This window comes from Streptomyces sp. V1I1, assembly GCF_030817355.1.
Lineage (GTDB): Bacteria > Actinomycetota > Actinomycetes > Streptomycetales > Streptomycetaceae > Streptomyces.
Window position 1 is genome coordinate 557,437 of sequence record NZ_JAUSZH010000001.1, and the last position, 16,967, is coordinate 574,403.

Consider the following 16,967-nt stretch of genomic DNA (forward strand, 5'->3'; position numbering starts at 1 on the left):
GTTCACTGCGTGGCGTGGTGCTGGTGTGACGTACGTCATGGGCGAGGTTGTGAAGAGTCTCCGCGGTGGGCATGGTCGTGTGGGATTGTCAGGGCCAGTTGTTACTCGCTGGTATTCGCGAGTTCCTTCCTGTTGCGCGTACCCCCCCCCACCACACGCCCTGAGGTTTCCCACGTGCGTAAGTTGTCTGCCAGGCATGCCCTGTTGGCGGCTCTGGCCACCGTTTCCCTGCTCACCACCGGGTGTTCGGCCGAGACCGGGGCGTCGTCCCCGGCTGCGGCCGGCGCCGGTGCGCCGCGTCCCACCAGCATCGTGAGCCCCGTCCCCGACCCCGCGCGGCAGCTCGCCGTCGCCGGGACGCCCAAGGGGGCGCCGACCGACGTCGCCCGTGCGGGCGAGGACGGAAAGGCGAAGAAGTCGCCGCTCAGGGTCGCGTCCTACGACCGCAGCAGCCGACGGGCCGTCATATCCGTTGCGGAAAAGGCGCCATCCGCGACCGCCTCCGCCGATGACGTCCCCGCCGTCGGGGACGTCATCGCCAGCGGGCCCGCGCCCGGGGCTCCCGACGGGCTGCTCGCCAAGGTCACCGGCGTGGCCGGAAAGACCGGGAAGGGCACCGAGGTCAAAACCGAGCCTGCGACGCTCGGCGCGCTGCTCGGCGACGACAAGGCCGACGGGACCGTACCGGTCGATCCGGCGAGTGTCGACGTCGAGCCGTTGGTCCAGGGCGTGAAGGTCTCCTGGGCCAAGGCCGGGAACATCCATGTCGGCCCCGAGGGCGCGAAGGTGCCCCTGGGCAGCCTGCGGATCGACGTCGGGGGGTCGCTTCCGCTCCCGGTCACCGAAGGCGCCCCCGTGTCGGGGTCGGCGTCGGTCGCGGGCTATGTGCAGCTGGCCCCCGAGGTCGAGTTCTCGTACGACGGGTCCTCCGCTCTCACGCCGGACTCGGCGTTCCTGGGTCTTACCGGTGACTGGACGTCACAGTGGCAGCTGAAGGGCAGGGCGGCAGCGGGCGGCAAGCCGGTGCGGATTCCCTTCGCCAAGCTTCACGCCGATCCCGTGATCCAGGTCGGGCCCGTGCCGGTCGTGGTGAACCTCGACCTCACGGCGTACGTCCAGGTGGCCGCGAACGGCACCGTCAGCGTCGACGTCAAGCAAGACCTCAAGGGCGGCTTCCGGATCGGCGGCAGCTACTCGAAATCGGATGGCTGGAAGCCGGTCAGCACGTCCGACATGACCAGCACCCCGGTACAGGCGAAGGTGGCGGCGGCGGGCACGGTGAAGGCCGCCCTCGGCGCCGAGGCCACAGTCGGGCTGTACGGCGCGGTCGGCCTCACCGCGGATCTCGCCCCGTACGTACGAGGCGAAGCCAGCGCTGAGGCCACGCCCGAGTCCGTCGTGGGGGCATGGAAGATATACGGCGGCGTGGATCTGACGGGGTGGCTGCAACTGCAGCTGTCCATCTTCGGCACGCCAGTCTTCGAGCACCGCATCCCGCTTGGCGCCCTGCACCGCGAATGGCTGCTGGCACAGGGCAAGGGCACCGTCGCCTGACGCCCCGGGACGGCAACGAAGAGCCCCTGCCGGGGAATCTTCGGTTCCGTCACGTCTCGCCCGCCTCGACGCCGCCGCTGGTGTGACCTTTCACGATAGGAGCGGAGAGCCAGGGCACCGGTGCTCGTCTTGCCGTGGAGCCGGGCAGGTCACCCGGGCGGCCCTTGGCGGCCGGCGGCAGGAGACGGCTGGAGGGCGTGTCGACCGACGGCGGCCCCGGTCGACGCCACCCCGGCCGTCAGTCGAAGCGGCCGTCAGTCGAAGCGGCCGGTCGATACCTCGACCCTGGCCTGCACCCGCACGCTCCGCCCTAAGCTCGAATCACGCGGCCGTGGAACTCAGCCAGCTGGCCACCGCTTCGGCGATCGGCTGCCCGGTCTCCAACTCCACGAAGCCGAACTGACCTCCCTGGTTGCACTCCAGGAACCACCACGTTCCCTCCGAGTCCTCCGCGAAGTCGAAGGCGCCGTAGGCGAGTTTGGCGAGATCCTTGTAGGCGGCAACGGCGCGCGTGATGCGAGCGGGCACCTCGACGGGTTCCCAGGCGTGTCCGGTGTCTCCGTACCGTCCGTCCACCTGCCCGGGCTCCGAGACCTTCCGCGCGGCGAACTGCTCGTCACCGACGCTGGTCAGCCGGATGTCGGCGCGCTTGGGGATATACCGCTGCAGCAGCGTGGGACCGGCGGCAACACCGGCGAAGTCCGCATCCGGTGGCACCAATGTGGTGGGCAGCGCCATCGGCGGATCGTTGGGCGGCTTGCCCGACACGGACTTCACCACTACGTACCGGTACTGCTCCGCGAACTGACGCGCGATCTGCGGATAGGTGGTGATGATCGTGGCCGGCACCGGGAACCCGCTCCGGTGGGCAAGGCGAAGCTGCCACGGCTTGTTACGCGCCTTCGCCGCAGCGCCGGGATCGTTCATCCAGCGTGCTGTCGTGCAGTCCAGCATCCCGTACAGCGCCTGCCCGCTTTCCGCGGACAGCCACGCGGATGGTTCCGCGGCGTGCGCCGCCGGCTCGTTGGGCCTGCGTATCCATATCGAACGCAGGCCACTCATACTCACCACACGCCCGCCCGCCGACAGATAGCCGCGGAACTCGCCCCGCACATATTCCGCCGACAGAGCCCCCTCACCCGGAAGGTCACCGGGATCGAACCGCACCAGAGGAACGCCTCGGTCGTGCAGCTGAGCCACCACCATGTCCGCGGTCACATCCTGCTCGGAAGTCAGGATCAGCACCGTCATCGCGTACGGTCACTCAGTCGTCGAAGTGGGTCGCGGAACCGGCCTTCGAGGTGGTGGTGCCAACTGCCGCCAGCAACGCCTTGTCCATGATGGCCGGACGCCCGTCGGACAGAACGTTCAGCTGAAGGATGGGGTCGTACGCATACTGGTCGATCACCGGTGACAGCTCAGCCGGACGCGCATAGTTCCACACAAAAGGTCTCATGCTTCTCTCCCTCCCCTACAGGGCCCGCCCACAGCCCCACTCATGCCACGTAAGTAACAGTACGTATCGACGACGTAATGGTTTCATCACATACCGTCATAATTCGGAAGCCTGTGTGCGCCAGGCAGGGGCAGCTTCCGGACAACTACGCCGCCAGCTACGCGGCCAACCCCGCGAACACACCCGCTCGCGCGGCTCGCTGACGCCTGCCTGACACCGAGATAGACGCCAGAACGAGCCATCGGGTGCACCGGAAGACCGAGTGACCTGTGTCACCACTGCGTTCAGAACGCCGTCGGCACGTTGCTCGACGGCTTCGGCAACCGGGAGGTCAACGCCGCGTCCGGGCGGACATATCGTTCATCCGGCGGCAGGTAGTGGTAGGAGACGCCCTCGTCCCGTACAGCTCGATCGCAGACTACGAGATCGCCGATGACCTGGGCAGGATGCAGTCCGCCCGCTCCGCCGATGCTGACGACCCGTCGCACACCGGCTCCCACCATCTCCTCCATGGCGGTGGCGGCCGCCGGCCCCCCGATGCCGAATCCACCCGCGAGGGCGACCCTGCCACCGGGCACCTGGACATCATGGACCTTCAAGTAACCGGGAGCGACGTGGCGTTCGCTCACCTCGTGGCATTCAACGATCTGCCGCAGCAGCTTGGTGCTGTAGACCAGCCCGGCTCCCTCGGACATGGAGGTAGCACGGAGAGCCCGGCGCTTCGCGGAGGCGTCAGCCGGGAGAGGTACCGCGGCGTGGCGCACGCCGCAAAAGTGCCGATCACGCCCCTGGATGGGGCAGCATCCTTGGCCTCGGGCCGCCCCGATCCAGCGTTGCCCGGCACCCACCACCCCTGGAGTCCCGATGGAGCTGCACCTGGCAGGCATAGCGGCCGTCGTCACCGGCGCGAGCAAGGGAACGGCCTGGCAATCACGCAGGCGCTAGCCGCCGAGGGCGTCAGCGTAGCCGCGGGCGCCCGCACTCTCACGGACCCACTGGCCGAACTCGCGGCCGGCTCCCAGGTCCGCCCCGTACTCGTAGACCTCACCACCGCCGACGGCCCCGCCCAGCTGGTCGACGAGGCAGTCTCCCTCTTCGGCGGGCTGGACATCGTCGTCAACAACGTCGGCGCCGTACGCCCACGGCTCGGCGGCTCCCTGTCCGTCAACGACGACGACTGGTTCTGGAGCCTGACGATCAATTTCCTCGCCGCCGTCCGCACCACCCGAGCAGCCTTGCCCCATCTGACCGACCGCGGCGCCGGCGCCATCGTGACCGTCAGCTCGGTCAACGCCTTCCTGCCCAACCCGTCCATCATCGACTACTGCGCAAGCAAGGCGGCCCTGACCAACTACTGCGACCTCGTCCTGCTCCTGGCCAGCGACCGCGCAAGCAACATCACCGGCTCGGACTTCGTCATCGACGGCGGACTCATCACCACCCTCTGAACCCGCCACTCATCCACCGCTGTTCTCACGGTGGGTGAGGTTCACACCGGTGCGTGGGTCGAAGACGTGGATCCTCGACGTGTCCACCCACAGCTCGGCCTGGCTTCCCTCGCGGACCCGCGTTGCGGTATTGAGCCGGACGACAATCTGGTGGCCGCTGCCCCCCGTCTCGGTGAGGCCTGAATCGGCGGCCAGCTCCTCCAGTTCCGAGGTGGCCGTGGGCTGCCAGTCCTCCTCGGTGAAGTACGCGTAGACGTCCGAACCCAGGGACTCCACCACGTCCACGGTGGTGGTGAAGGTGGTCCCCGGCCGGCCCGGATCGATCAGTGCGGCATCCTCGAAGGCTTCGGGCCGCAAGCCCACGATGAGGTCCCGGGGCGCGTTCTGGCGCTCCAGGCTCTGGCGTACCTCGTCGGACAGGGGGATCTCGCCGACGATGGTGCGCAGCACGTTCTCCTCCAGGGTGGCGTAGAGGAAGTTCATGGCGGGTGAGCCGATGAACCCGGCGACGAAGAGGTTGCGTGGCTCGTCGTAGAGGTACTGCGGGGTGCCGACCTGTTGAACGATGCCGCTGCGCATGACGACAACGCGGTCCCCGAGCGTCATCGCCTCGGTCTGGTCATGGGTGACGTAGACGGTGGTGGTGCCAAGCCGCTGCTGGAGGCGGGAGATCTGGGTGCGCATCTGCACCCGGAGCTTGGCGTCGAGGTTGGACAGCGGCTCGTCCATCAGGAACGCCTTGGGATTGCGGACGATGGCGCGGCCCATGGCGACGCGCTGGCGCTGGCCACCCGAGAGGTTCGCGGGTTTACGGTCCAGATGAACCGTCAGATCGAGGATGCGGGCGGCTTCCTCCACCTTGGTTCTGATGGTGTTCTTGTCGACCTTGGCCAGGCGCAGGGCGAAGCCCATGTTTTCGCGCACGGTCATGTGCGGGTACAGGGCGTAACTCTGGAAGACCATGGCGATGTCGCGGTCCTTGGGCGCCTTGTCGTTGACGACCTGGTCGTCGATGCGGAGGGTGCCGTCGGTGATGTCCTCGAGTCCGGCGATCATGTTGAGCGTGGTGGATTTGCCGCAACCGGAGGGCCCGACCAGGATGACGAACTCCCCGTCGCCGACTGTGAGGTTGACGTCCCGCACGGCCAGGGCGCCGTCGGGAAACCTCTTGGTGATGCCCTCGAGAACGATCTCGGCCACGGTCGGTGCTCCTTGTCCTGACGATGGGCTGCTGCCGGTCAGCCCTTGACGGCCCCGGACGTCAGTCCGGCGACGATGCGCCGCTGGAACAGCAGCACGAAGACGATGATCGGAATGGTGATCACTACCGCGGCGGCGGCGATCGAACCGGTGGGCTGCTGGAACTGACTGCTCCCGGTGAAGAAGGCGATCGCCGCCGGCACTGTGCGGGCCCTCGTTGTCGAGGTCAGGGAGATCGCGAACAGGAAGTCGTTCCAGCAGAAGATGAAGACGAGGATCGCGGTGGTGAACACGCCCGGCGCGGCCAGAGGCGCGATCACCAGCCGGAAGGCCTGGGCGGGCGTGGCCCCGTCGACCTTGGCGGCCTTCTCCAGATCCCACGGGATTTCCCGGAAGAACGCCGAGAGGGTGTAGATCGCGAGCGGGAGGGAGAAGGTCATGTACGGGATGATCAGCCCCGGCCAGGTGTCGAAGATGCCCAGGATGCGCTCGATGTTGAACAGTGGGGACACCAGGGAGATCGGCGGGAACATCGCGATCAACAGGGACATGCCGATCAGCAGTTTCTTTCCGGGGAAGCGCAGCCTCGCCACGGCGTAGGCGGCCATGGTGCCCAGCACAACGGCGATCACGGTGGCGATCAGGGCGATACCGATCGAGTTGATCAGGGCACGGGTGAACTCCGAGGTCTCGAAGATGCCGCGGTAGTTCTCCAGCGTCCACTTCTCCGGGACGAAGTTGCCGTCGGTGAGGGTGCTGGGGTCCTTGAACGACAGGGCCGCGATCCACCAGACCGGGAACAGGGCATAGGCGATCACTACGGTGTTGGCGATGGCCCAGCCGGTGAGGTGCCGCTTGCCTGCGCTGGCCATCAGCGTCCCGCCTCCTGTGAGCCGGGGGCGGCAGCCCCGAAGAGTCTGATGAAGGCGAAGGCGATCAGGCCCACGCAAAGGAAGATGAGCACGGAGATTGCCGATCCGATGCCGAGGTTGAGCGCGGTGAACAGGTTGTCGTAGCCGAGGATCGACACCGAGCCTGTGCCATGAGCGCCCGAGGTCAGGATGTAGATGTTGTCGAAGATCCGGAAGGCGTCCAGGGTGCGGAACAGCAGGGCCACGAGGATGGCCGGCTTCATCAGCGGCACCGTCACCAGGGCGAAGCGCTGCCAGGCGGACGCGCCGTCGACCATGGCGGCGCGCAGCGTCTCCTCGGGCACCAGGGCGAGTCCGGCCAGCAGGAGAAGTGCCATGAAGGGGGTGGTCTTCCAGACCTCGGCGAGGATGATCAGCCCGATGGCCGGCCACTGCTCGGTCAGCGGGGCATCACCGGACGGCAGGAGTGCGGCGAGGTAGCCGGTGTCCGGGGTCCAGGCGTACTGCCAGGAGTAGGCGGCGACCACGGTGACGATGCCGTAGGGGATCAGGATCGCGGTACGCACGGTCCCCCGGCCGAAAATGGCACGGTGCATGACCAGGGCCAGCGCGAAGCCTAGGACGAGTTCCACGGTTACGGAGACGGCGGTGATGAACAGCGTGACCCACAACGCCTCCCACCAGAATTCGGAGGAGAGCACGGCCCCGTAGTTGCTCAGGCCCACGAAACGCGCCTGGTTCGGGAAGCGCAGGTCGTAGCGCTGCAGGGACAGATAGATCGCGTAGCCGATGGGGTAGGCCGTGACGGCGAGCATGACGACCACCGCGGGCGCGCACAGCAGCAGGCCCAGCCGTCGCTCCTGTCGTGCGCCCTCGGACAGTGCCTCGGTCCTGCCGGGCGCCGGAGCCGGAGCCGTCGACGTCGCGGGGGGCGGGGTGTTCACGGGATCAGCCCCTTGGACTGGAGGGCGTCCTCGATCTGGCTGCCGATGTTCTCGACATCGCTGCGGGGCTGGATCCCCGAGGGCGGGGAGAGCGTGTGCGAGATCGCGATGGACACGTTCTGGTAGGCGGGCGTCTGGGGGCGGACGCTGGCGTTCTCCAGGGCCGAGAGCACTTCGGAGGCGAACGGGTAGCTCTTGGCGAGTGCCTTGTCGGTGTAGAGCGCGCGCAGCGTGGGCGGCAGTCCGCCCTTGAGCGCCGCGGTCATCTGGTTCTGGCGATTGCGCAGGCACAGCGCGGCCTCGAACGCGAGGCCGGGGTGGCGCGAGTAGGCGCCGATGGCGAGGTCGATGCCGCCGATCGTGGGTTTCGAGGGCCGGCCCGGGTCCACGCCGGGGTACGGCGCCCAGCGGAAACTCTTGAACAGCTCGGGCTTGTTCGCCTTCATCGACGGATACACGAACGGGTAGTTCAGCTCGAAGGCGGCAGTGCCCGACTCCATCGCGAGCCGGTTCTGGTCCTCCATCTGGTTGGAGAGGGAGGGGTCTGCGGCGGGAGAGGTGGCCAAGTCGTGCATGATCGTGGCCGCTTGGACCGCGGGCGGGCCGAGCGAGGGTGCTGTGGCTGCGGCGTTGAGGATGGAGCCGCCCGCGCTCTCCACGAGCGTGTTGAACCAGACCGTCAGCCCCTCGTACTGGGCGCCCTGGATCTCGACGTAGTGGGGCTTGCCCTCCTTGGCGAGGTCGCGTGCCATGTCCAGCATCTCGGCCCAGGTCTTGGGGGGCCTGGGCACGAGGTCGCTTCGGTACCACAGCAACTGGGTGTTGGTGTTGTACGGGACGGCGTACAACTTGCCCTTCCACGTGGCCGTTTGAAGCGGCACTTCGAGAGTACCCTCGGTGGCGCTGCGCCGGTTGCTGCCCGTCCACGGCAGGATCCATTTGGCCTCGGCGAACTCCGCGGCCCAGGTGACATCGAGGCCCAGGATGTCGAGGGCGTCGTGCGCGGCGAGCCGACGGACGAGTTGCTGACGCTGGCCGTCCGCGCCGCGCGGGAGCTTGTTGTACGCGATGCGGTACCGCCCGCCCGAGGCGCGGGTGCAGTTGCTCGCCGCTTCGGCCAGGGCACCTGAGTCGTCGGGAAAGTTGTACCAGTTCAGGCTGACCGGGCCGTCGGATTCACTGGAGCCGCAGGACAGCAGCCCGGCCAGCAGGGGCAGCACGGTGAGGCACCGCAGCCGCCGCGCGGCGCCACGACCGGCGGGGCGTGGCGATGCCTCGCCCCGCGCCCATGCCGGGTGGGCCTGTCCGTTCGTGCGCCCCACCATTCACCTCCCGGACCAGCGGTCACCGGGTGGCTGGTCACCCCGCGCAGCGCCGTCGTCCCGGCGAACGTAATCGTTGCCCTGCCGCTGCCGGCGCAACGCGTCGTGGCGGAAACAGGAGATCCCCCGGATGGCTTGCCACCCGCCGCGCGGGCCGGCGGTGAGGATGAGGTCGTGTTCACCTAGGGCTGAGGGACCCGATGGCCGACCCGGTACGCGTATGGACAACGTCCTGAGGGTCCGCCGCACCCGGTAGCGGCATGGCTGAAAAGCATGGCGCGCTCCTGTTCCCCCCTTGCGTGGCCTATGCCACGTCACGCGCGCTCCCTAGCATGGTCGTCCTACAAAACCTGATCACGACAGACGCGGGTGAGAACTGGATGCAAGGGGAGCCGTTGCGCCCAAGCGCCATCGACACGACAGTGCCGAGCGTGGCACGCATGTATGACTACTTTCTCGGGGGCGACGACAACTACCAGTCGGACCGCGACGCATGCGAGCAGCTGCTGAAGCAGGTGCCCAGTACGAAGGTGCTGGCGGTCAACAACCGCCGGTTCCTGCAACGGGTGGTGCGACTGCTGGCCAGCGAGTACGGCGTGCGGCAGTTCATCGACCACGGCTCCGGTCTTCCCACCCAGGACAACGTCCACCAGGTCGCGCAGGCCGTCGATCCCGCCTCGAAGGTGGTCTACGTCGACAGCGATCCCATCGTGCTGGCCCACGGTCGAGCGCTGCTGGACGAGAACGACCGCACTGCGGTCATACAGGCCGACATGCGGGACACCGATGGCATCTTCGGCCATGAGGAGACGATGGGACTGATTGATTTCAGTCAACCTGTCGCGGCTCTCTTCGTATCGGTCCTGCACTGCATCCCGGACGAGGACGACCCGGCCGGCCTCGTCCGGCGCGTCGCGGAGCGCCTGGTGCCGGGCAGTTTCCTTGTCGTGTGCCAGCTCGTCAGCGACCGGCCGGAGATCCGGAAGTTCGTCACCGATTTCATGGCCGAGGCCACCGGCGGCAACTGGGGCAGAGTGCGCGAGCAACGCGAAGTCACCGAGTACTTCACCGGCCTGGAGATTCTTGAGCCAGGCCTGGTGGAGGTTTCGACCTGGCGACCGGACAGCGATCTGGCCCCGATCCAGCAGACCGACGAATGGATCGAGTGGGGCGGCCTCGCTCGGGTCGGGTGACGCCGAACGCCCACCTCAGACCGTGTGCGGCCCGGGTACTGCGCCCTCGACGCGCAGTACCCGGGCCGCCGCCGTTTCACGTCAGAGGGTGCGAATACGCTCGCGCAGCACCGCGAGTGACTCCGCAGGCGTCAGCGCACATGCCCCCAGCCGGTCCAGCATGTTCCGGTACTCCTCTACGACCTGCGGCTTCTGAGTGAACGTCGAGTCGGTCAGGTGCTCGACGTACACGGCATCCTTGAGATCGCTCAAGGCGAAGCGCAGACAGGTCACGCCGGTGCCGACTCCGACCGCGGCTGTCACATCCAGCGGGGCGATCTGCAGGGTGACCCGGGGGCGCTCCATCATCTTGACGAGGTGCTCGAGCTGGGCGCGCATGACGTCCGGGCCGCCGACCGCCCGCAACAGGACGGACTCGTCGATCACCGCCCACAGTCGCGGCGCATCCGGTTGGTCCAGCTGCCGCTGCCGTTCCTGCCGCAGATCGACCCGGCGCATCACCTCATGTGAGAGGAGATGGCCGGGTCCGGCCTGGATCACAGCGCGGGTGTACGCGGGGGTCTGCAGCAGCCCGGGCACGTAGAACGGCTCGTACGTACGGATGCGTTCGGCCGCTCCTTCCAGAGCGACCAGCGGGGTGAAGAAGTCGGACAGGACGTCGCTGAACGAGCGCCACCAGTCGGTCCGGCGGGACTGGTCCACCAGGTGGAGGAACTCGGCGACGCGCTCTTCGCGGTCCACCCCGTAGAGGCTCAGAAGGGCCAGGGCGTCGGCAGGCTTGCAGCTGTGCCGCCCCAGCTCCATCCGGCTGGTTTTCGACCGCGAGAACCCGAGCCGACCGTCGACGTCCACGGGGTCGAGCCCGGCGGCGACGCGCAGCTCGCGCAATTTGCCGCCGAGGATCAGCCTCAGCGCAGTCGGGTTGTCCTCTACCGCCCCTAGCGGTCGTACGAACAACGACGCATTCGGGTCGGCTGCAGCCATCGGGCGCTCCTGCGGACGCTAGGGAGACGCCAGTATCCACCAAAGCCACTCCCCCCATACGGAACTTGACGTTCCCAGGGGCCTCTTTCAGCCGATTACGGAGTCGAAGTCGCCACCTCGGGCACCCGCCACGAACGCCGCAATCTCATCCCGCGTATAGATCAGCGCCGGCCCCTGCGGATCACGGGAGTTACGAATCGCCACAAGCCCACCAGGCAACTCCGCTATCTCCACACAGTTCCCTGTCGCGTTGCTGTGACTGCTCTTGGTCCACATCGCCGAGCTCAGAGCACTTGCCTGCATGCCGTTGAAGAAAGACTCCACTGCAACAGCCCCTCACCGTTCGCAAGTTCGTTCGCCTCAACCCCCCATTGAATGCAATCCCAGATGCAATTGCATTCTCGGGTGGTGCTAGACCATACTCGTTCCACGGCGGCTGCCGCAGCGTCGAAGTCCCAAGCCCTCAGGGGGACATGGCCAGTGACCACCCACCTGTCAGCCTCAATGAGCACGAGCACCCGGCACGGAGGCCGGTTCTGCGGTGCCGAGCCTGACGCGGAACTGCCGACCGGATCAGCCCGTTCAGGCGAGCCGGAATGGGCACTGGTCCAAGGCAACAGCCCGGTCGGATTCGCCGCATGCGGCCTGGACGGACAGCTTCGAAACGCTCCCCAGGCACGGCACTTCGTCGCCGCGACCCTCAATGGGTGGGCGCTGCACACTCTCGTTCCTGACGTCGCGGTGGTCGTCAGCGAACTTGTCACCAACGCCGTCCAGCACGCGCTGGACCCCACCTCGCCCGACGACGGGGACTACCCCGTCTGGCTCGGCATCTTCCTGCACCCCGGCGACCTTGTCTGCGCGGTCACCGACCCGAGCTCCGATCCGCCGCGTCCGCGCGACGCCGACGCCGACGCCTGCGCAGTGGGCGGCCGGGGCCTCAGACTCATCAGCGCACTGAGCGACACCTGGTCGTGGTCACTGACACCGCCGCGGGGCAAGACCGTATGGGCGACGCTACCCCTTCACCCACAGGTCAGCTGACACAGCGATACCCCTTCGGGCGAATATCGCGCCGGTGGCGTGGCACGAAGGGGCCCCGGTGGTACGAGCTTGTGGATGTCCACGCCTTCGGATCCGCAGCCCAGCAACCCGGACCTCGGCGCGACGTCCGCCGGGCGCCGGCACCGGGTCCGCACGGCGTCGCGTCAGGCGCTACGCAGCATCACCCGGCGTCCGGCCGGGAAACCGGGCACTCTGCGCCCGCCGCCCCACTCACGCCCCGGCGGCGAACTGCGGGTGTTCCCCGCCCTTCAGACGGCTGCCGCCTACGCCTGGCGGATCCTCGTTGTCGGTGCCCTCGTATACGTTGTCTTCTCGGTGCTGGGGCGGTTCCACGAGATCGCCGTGGCGGTCTTCCTCGGCATGGTCATCACCGCGATGCTCCGGCCGGTGACCGACCTCCTGGGGCGCGTCCTGCCGCGACCGCTCGCCGTCGCCGTGTCCCTGCTCGGCAGCATCGTCGTCGTCCTCGGGGTCCTGGCGCTGGTCGGCGAGGCGGTGGCGGGAGAGCAGGCCGGGCTGGTACGGGAGTTCAAGGCAGGCTTCGGCAGGATCGAGCGCTGGTTCGAGGGGCCGCCGTTCCGGCTCAACCCCGAGGCACTCAACGACATCCAGTCCCGGATCGGGCACTTCCTGTCCAGCCACCGGACCACCCTCATCAGTACGGCAATCAGCGGCGCCGGCCGACTGGTCGAAGTCCTGACCGTGTTCGCCCTGGCCCTGTTCTGCTCGGTCTTCTTCATCCACTCCGGCGACCGGCAGTGGGGCTGGTTCTGCGACCAGCTTCCGCCGGCCGCCCGGGATCGCGTGTCGACCGCGGGCCGCGCGGCCTGGCGGACCTTCACCGGTTACACCCACGGCATCGTCCTTGTGGCCGCGACCAACGCGATCCTGGTCGGGGTCGCCCTCTTCGCTCTCGGCGTGCCGCTCGCCATCCCGCTGGCCATGCTGGAGTTCTTTGCCGCCTTCATTCCGCTGATCGGCTCACCCATCGCCCTCGCGATCGCCGCCGTGGTGGCCCTGGCGGCCAAAGGCCCGCTGATCGCGGCCATGGTCGTCGCCCTCATCGTGATCATCGGACAGATCGAGGGCCATCTCCTGCACCCGATCGTGATGAGCTGGGCCGTCCGGCTCCACCCGGTGGTGGTCGCGCTTTCGGTCATCGGCGGGGCCATCGCTGCCGGAGTGCTGGGCGCGGTGGTGGCCGTACCGCTGGTGTCGGTCCTCTGGTCGGTCCATCGGGCGCTGCGCCGGGCGCGCGAGCCGGATCCGCTGCTGCCCCCGGCCGCCGACCGAGGGACGGACTCGTAAAGGCACTGACGAACCGTCTCCGCCGACGGGCGGGGTCATAGCATTACGTGCTTGGCCTGGGTGTAGTCCAGCAGACCGGCCATGAACAGGTCGCTGCCGTAGCCGGAGTGCTTGACTCCGCCGTGTGGCATCTCGGACACGGTAGTGCCGTGGGTGTTCACCCAGACGATCCCGGTGTGCAGCGCCCTGGTCGCCCGCATGGCGCAGTCGTGATCCGCGGTCCATACGCCGGCCGCGAGACCGAACCGCACATCGTTCGCCGGCCGGAGCGCCTCGTCCTCGTCGGCGAACCGCTGCACAGTGACGACCGGGCCGAAGATCTCATCCTGCACGATCTCGTCGGCCTGGCGGACACCGGCGACCACGGTGGCCCCGTGGAAGTAACCGGGCCGCTGGATCCGGCAACCCCCTGTGACGATCTCGGCGTGGTCTGGCAGCCTGCTCAACATGCCTTCCACTGAAGCGAGTTGGGAAGCGCTGTTGAGGGGGCCGAAGTCGGTGCCCGGTCGCTGTTTCTCCGTGTGGGCGGCGAACGCCGCAACGAACGCGTCGTGCACGCGGGCGTGGACCAGAAGTCGCGTCGGGGCTGTGCAGTTCTGGCCCGCGTTGTAATACGCGACTGCGGCGAGCTCCACCGCCGCAGGCAAGCTGTCCGGCGAGGAACGGGATGCGGCGCTGGCGCGAATCTCGACGACCACGGACATGGACCTGATGGCCGACCGGGACCTGGTCGTGGAAGCCGTGGCCGAGGACGAGGCGGCGAAGCTGGCGGTGTTCGCCCGGCTCGACGCGACCGTGCAACGCCGGGACGCGATTCTGGCGACCAACCCTCCTCCATCCCCGTCATCCGGCTCGCGGCGGCCACCGCGCGCCCGGAACAGGTGGTGGGTCTGAACTTCTTCAACCCCGTTCCGGTGCTTCCCCTGGTCGAACTGGTGCTATCCCTGCTGACCGGCGAGAGCACCGCCCGGCGCGCGGAGGAGTTCGCCTCCGGCGTGCTGGGGTGCTGGGCAAGCAGGTCGTGCGCGCCCGGGACCGGGCCGGCTTCATCGTCAACGCCCTGCTCGTCCCCTATCTGCTGGCGGCTGTACGGATGGACGAGTCGGGTACGGCGTCGGTCCAGGACATCGACCGGGGGATCGTCCTGGGCTGTGCCCACCCGCTCGGGCCGCTCGCACTGACCGACCTCATCGGGCTCGACACCACGCAGGCCATCGCGGAGTCGATGACGAGGAGTTCCGGGAGCCGCTGTACGCGCCGCCGCCGCTGCTGGCCCGGATGGTCGATGCGGGTCTGCTCGGCCGAAAGTCGGGCAGGGGCTTTCACACGTACCGATGAATGCCGTGCCGAAGCCGCCCGATACGCCGCGGCGACAACGGGCCCACAGCCCGCCCGTCGCTCTGGGACACCGAATCGACCCCCGAGGACACCGACGTGGCCATGGCAGAACGCACGCGCGAAACACGTGAGCGGATTCTCGCCGCGGCGTGCGAGGTGATCGCCGAGGTCGGCTTCGAGAAGATCCGTATGCGCATGGTCGCGGAGCACGCAGGCGTCTCGACGGCACTGCTCCACTATCACTTCGAGAACCGCGAGAAGCTCTTCTCGGAAGCGATGACGTACTCCTTCGCCCAGACGACAGGCGTCGAGCTCGAGCGGATGCCCACGCGGTTCCCGCCTCGCTCGTCCTGGCGCGCATCCTGAACAGCCTCCTCCCGACGGACCCTGAGCTACGGCAGGACTGGAGGCTCTGGCAGGAGCTGTGGGTGCGGGCCCTGCGCGACGGAACCGCGCAGCACCTCGCCATCGATCTCTACGACCAGCTTCACACCTGGGTCGGCCAGGCGATCAAGCGCGGCATCGACTCCGGGGAATTCGCCGACTGCGACGTCGACGCCACGAGCACGCTGCTGCTCGCCCTGTGCGACGGGTTCGGCATCCGCCTGATGCTGGGTGACCCAAAGGTCGGTCTGGACGGGGCTCAGGCCGCAATCTGGGGGGCAATCGCTCCCACAGTCGGGGTGCCGCCGGAGTTTCCCACGATGTGACCGCCGTGAAGCCGCTGCCCGCGGTGGTCCGGGCGGCTGTGGAGTGGGACTCTGATGGAGGGATGTCCGCCGAGGAGACTCGGGAGGGTCGATGGGACGAGATGTCCCGGCACTGGTGTTCACCCGTGATGACCGCCGCCAGTACCGGAACAAGATGCAGAATTGCCTCGATGCGTTCGCGCAGATGCTGAGTGAGGAACGTTTCGAGCTGGAGCGGCCCCAGGTGGGTCTGGAGATCGAGCTCAACTTGGTGGACGCGGCCGGAGAGCCGACGATGCGGAGCACCGACATACTCGAGGCGATCGCGGATTCCGCCTGGTCGAGTGAGCTGGGCCGGTTCAACCTGGAGATCAACATCCCACCGCGACGGCTGACGGCTGGTGGTCCCGATGCGTGGGAGAAGGAGATCAGGAACGCGCTCAACCATGCCGAGCAGCGTGCCGCGGCAGCGGGGGCGCATCTGATCATGATTGGGATCCTGCCGACGCTGCAGCAGACGGATGTCGGTGAGGCGGCACTGTCGGAGAACCCACGGTACCGGCTGCTGAACGAGCAGATATTCGCGGCCCGGGGTGAGGATCTGCAGATCTCGGTGGACGGGGTGGACAGACTGCGGACCTACGCCGACACCATCACTCCCGAGGCGGCGTGCACCAGCACCCAGTTCCATCTTCAGGTCTCGCCGGACGAGTTCGCGGACTACTGGAACGCGGCGCAGGCGATCACAGGCGTGCAGGTGGCCCTGGCGGCGAACTCGCCCTTCCTGTTCGGCAAGGAGCTCTGGCGCGAGACCCGTATCCCCCTCTTCGAGCAGGCCACCGACACCCGCCCGGCGGAGATCAAGGTGCAGGGCGTGCGGCCCCGGGTGTGGTTCGGCGAGCGGTGGATCACGAGCGTCTTCGATCTCTTCGAAGAGAACCTGCGCTACTACCCCGCGCTGCTGCCGCTGTGCGACGAGGAGGATCCGCAGGAGAGGCTCGACGGCGGCGGCGTCCCCGCACTGGCCGAACTCACTCTGCACAACGGCACGATCTACCGGTGGAACCGCCCAATCTACGACGTCGCCCACGGCAAACCACATCTGCGGGTGGAGAACCGAGTGCTGCCTGCCGGCCCCACGGTGGCCGACGTCCTCGCCAACGGCGCCTTCTACTACGGGCTGACGCGCGCCCTGGTCGACGAGGAACGGACGGTCTGGTCACGGATGTCGTTCTCGGCCGCAGAGGACAATCTGCACGCCGGGGCACGACACGGAATCGACGCGCGACTGTACTGGCCCGGGATGGGCGAGGTGCCGGTCGCCGAACTCGTACTGCGACGCCTGCTGCCCATGGCACACCGCGGGCTGGAGCTCTCGGGCATGGACGCGGCATGGCGGGAGCCGCTGCTGGGCATCATCGAGCAGCGGTGCGTCACGGGCCGCAACGGCGCGGTGTGGCAGGCAGAGATGTTCCACCACATCGTTGACACCAGCCATGTCGACAACCACGAAGCACTGCGCCGGATGACACGGCAGTACATGGAATACATGCATCTCAACGCCCCGGCACACACCTGGCCCGTCGACTGAGCC

18 protein-coding genes and 1 pseudogene are annotated in these 16,967 nt (G+C 67.9%); 9 read left to right on the plus strand and 10 right to left on the minus strand.

Annotation, left to right across the window (positions count from 1 at the left end):
• The first annotated feature begins 174 nt into the window (after nucleotides 1-174).
• Nucleotides 175-1,554, plus strand: a complete 1,380-nt coding sequence (locus QFZ67_RS02805) for a hypothetical protein (RefSeq protein ID WP_307659485.1) — start codon at nucleotides 175-177, stop codon at nucleotides 1,552-1,554.
• A 321-nt stretch (nucleotides 1,555-1,875) separates the two neighbouring features.
• Here the strand turns inward: QFZ67_RS02805 and tgmB are convergent, their stop codons facing one another.
• The 3 genes from tgmB to QFZ67_RS02820 form a co-directional block, all read right to left on the minus strand.
• Nucleotides 1,876-2,805, minus strand: coding sequence for an ATP-grasp ribosomal peptide maturase (gene tgmB / locus QFZ67_RS02810; protein ID WP_307659486.1), 930 nt, complete (start codon nucleotides 2,803-2,805; stop codon nucleotides 1,876-1,878).
• A 13-nt stretch (nucleotides 2,806-2,818) separates the two neighbouring features.
• A complete protein-coding gene (gene tgmA, locus QFZ67_RS02815; protein ID WP_307659487.1) occupies nucleotides 2,819-3,010 on the minus strand; it encodes a putative ATP-grasp-modified RiPP in 192 nt (63 codons plus the stop codon).
• A 284-nt stretch (nucleotides 3,011-3,294) separates the two neighbouring features.
• On the minus strand, nucleotides 3,295-3,705 hold the full coding sequence (locus QFZ67_RS02820; RefSeq protein WP_307659488.1) for a hypothetical protein: 411 nt from the start codon (nucleotides 3,703-3,705) through the stop codon (nucleotides 3,295-3,297).
• Between the two features lie 138 nt (nucleotides 3,706-3,843).
• On the opposite strand from QFZ67_RS02820, the gene QFZ67_RS02825 reads away from it, so the two are divergent.
• Nucleotides 3,844-4,458: an SDR family NAD(P)-dependent oxidoreductase gene (locus tag QFZ67_RS02825; RefSeq protein ID WP_307659489.1), complete on the plus strand. Its 615-nt coding sequence runs from the start codon at nucleotides 3,844-3,846 to the stop codon at nucleotides 4,456-4,458.
• Between the two features lie 9 nt (nucleotides 4,459-4,467).
• Here QFZ67_RS02825 and QFZ67_RS02830 read toward each other — a convergent pair whose 3' ends face one another.
• From QFZ67_RS02830 to QFZ67_RS02845, 4 genes are read right to left on the minus strand one after another with little or no spacing between them, the layout of a single operon-like run.
• Nucleotides 4,468-5,658, minus strand: a complete 1,191-nt coding sequence (locus tag QFZ67_RS02830; protein ID WP_307659490.1) for an ABC transporter ATP-binding protein — start codon at nucleotides 5,656-5,658, stop codon at nucleotides 4,468-4,470.
• Between the two features lie 38 nt (nucleotides 5,659-5,696).
• Nucleotides 5,697-6,530, minus strand: coding sequence for a carbohydrate ABC transporter permease (locus tag QFZ67_RS02835; protein WP_307659491.1), 834 nt, complete (start codon nucleotides 6,528-6,530; stop codon nucleotides 5,697-5,699).
• A complete protein-coding gene (locus tag QFZ67_RS02840) occupies nucleotides 6,530-7,474 on the minus strand; it encodes a carbohydrate ABC transporter permease (RefSeq protein WP_307659492.1) in 945 nt (314 codons plus the stop codon). The genes QFZ67_RS02835 and QFZ67_RS02840 overlap by 1 nt, the downstream gene beginning before the upstream one ends.
• Nucleotides 7,471-8,799, minus strand: coding sequence for an ABC transporter substrate-binding protein (locus tag QFZ67_RS02845; RefSeq protein ID WP_307659493.1), 1,329 nt, complete (start codon nucleotides 8,797-8,799; stop codon nucleotides 7,471-7,473). The genes QFZ67_RS02840 and QFZ67_RS02845 overlap by 4 nt, the downstream gene beginning before the upstream one ends.
• A 377-nt stretch (nucleotides 8,800-9,176) precedes the next feature.
• On the opposite strand from QFZ67_RS02845, the gene QFZ67_RS02850 reads away from it, so the two are divergent.
• Nucleotides 9,177-9,989 carry an SAM-dependent methyltransferase gene (locus QFZ67_RS02850; protein WP_307665710.1) on the plus strand — a complete coding sequence of 271 codons (813 nt, stop codon included), beginning with the start codon at nucleotides 9,177-9,179 and terminating at the stop codon, nucleotides 9,987-9,989.
• 81 nt (nucleotides 9,990-10,070) lie between these two features.
• On the opposite strand, the gene QFZ67_RS02855 is transcribed toward QFZ67_RS02850, so the two are convergent.
• Complete coding sequence (locus QFZ67_RS02855; RefSeq protein WP_307659494.1) at nucleotides 10,071-10,973, minus strand: helix-turn-helix transcriptional regulator; 903 nt, start codon at nucleotides 10,971-10,973, stop codon at nucleotides 10,071-10,073.
• 87 nt (nucleotides 10,974-11,060) lie between these two features.
• Nucleotides 11,061-11,276, minus strand: coding sequence for a DUF397 domain-containing protein (locus QFZ67_RS02860; protein WP_373430199.1), 216 nt, complete (start codon nucleotides 11,274-11,276; stop codon nucleotides 11,061-11,063).
• A gap of 201 nt (nucleotides 11,277-11,477) precedes the next feature.
• On the opposite strand from QFZ67_RS02860, the gene QFZ67_RS02865 reads away from it, so the two are divergent.
• Together QFZ67_RS02865 and QFZ67_RS02870 are read left to right on the plus strand one after the other, a co-directional pair.
• The gene (locus QFZ67_RS02865) at nucleotides 11,478-12,017 is read left to right on the plus strand and encodes an ATP-binding protein (protein ID WP_307659496.1); all 540 of its coding nucleotides are present in this window, start codon (nucleotides 11,478-11,480) and stop codon (nucleotides 12,015-12,017) included.
• Between the two features lie 75 nt (nucleotides 12,018-12,092).
• Nucleotides 12,093-13,346 carry an AI-2E family transporter gene (locus QFZ67_RS02870; RefSeq protein ID WP_307659497.1) on the plus strand — a complete coding sequence of 418 codons (1,254 nt, stop codon included), beginning with the start codon at nucleotides 12,093-12,095 and terminating at the stop codon, nucleotides 13,344-13,346.
• A 35-nt stretch (nucleotides 13,347-13,381) separates the two neighbouring features.
• On the opposite strand, the gene QFZ67_RS02875 is transcribed toward QFZ67_RS02870, so the two are convergent.
• Nucleotides 13,382-14,050 (minus strand): aldehyde dehydrogenase family protein, encoded by a 669-nt coding sequence (locus tag QFZ67_RS02875; RefSeq protein ID WP_307659498.1) that lies wholly within the window; start codon nucleotides 14,048-14,050, stop codon nucleotides 13,382-13,384.
• Between QFZ67_RS02875 and QFZ67_RS02880 the strand changes: the two are divergent.
• The 4 genes and pseudogenes from QFZ67_RS02880 to QFZ67_RS02895 form a co-directional block, all read left to right on the plus strand.
• Nucleotides 13,989-14,684 (plus strand): annotated as a pseudogene (locus tag QFZ67_RS02880) (3-hydroxybutyryl-CoA dehydrogenase); the annotation flags it as partial. The gene QFZ67_RS02875 and the pseudogene QFZ67_RS02880 overlap by 62 nt on opposite strands.
• A gap of 102 nt (nucleotides 14,685-14,786) precedes the next feature.
• Nucleotides 14,787-15,050: a TetR/AcrR family transcriptional regulator gene (locus QFZ67_RS02885; RefSeq protein WP_307659499.1), complete on the plus strand. Its 264-nt coding sequence runs from the start codon at nucleotides 14,787-14,789 to the stop codon at nucleotides 15,048-15,050.
• Nucleotides 15,047-15,394: a TetR family transcriptional regulator C-terminal domain-containing protein gene (locus QFZ67_RS02890; RefSeq protein ID WP_307665711.1), complete on the plus strand. Its 348-nt coding sequence runs from the start codon at nucleotides 15,047-15,049 to the stop codon at nucleotides 15,392-15,394. The genes QFZ67_RS02885 and QFZ67_RS02890 overlap by 4 nt, the downstream gene beginning before the upstream one ends.
• Nucleotides 15,395-15,485: 91 nt before the next feature.
• Complete coding sequence (locus QFZ67_RS02895; protein WP_307659500.1) at nucleotides 15,486-16,964, plus strand: glutamate-cysteine ligase family protein; 1,479 nt, start codon at nucleotides 15,486-15,488, stop codon at nucleotides 16,962-16,964.
• Nucleotides 16,965-16,967 lie beyond the last annotated feature (3 nt).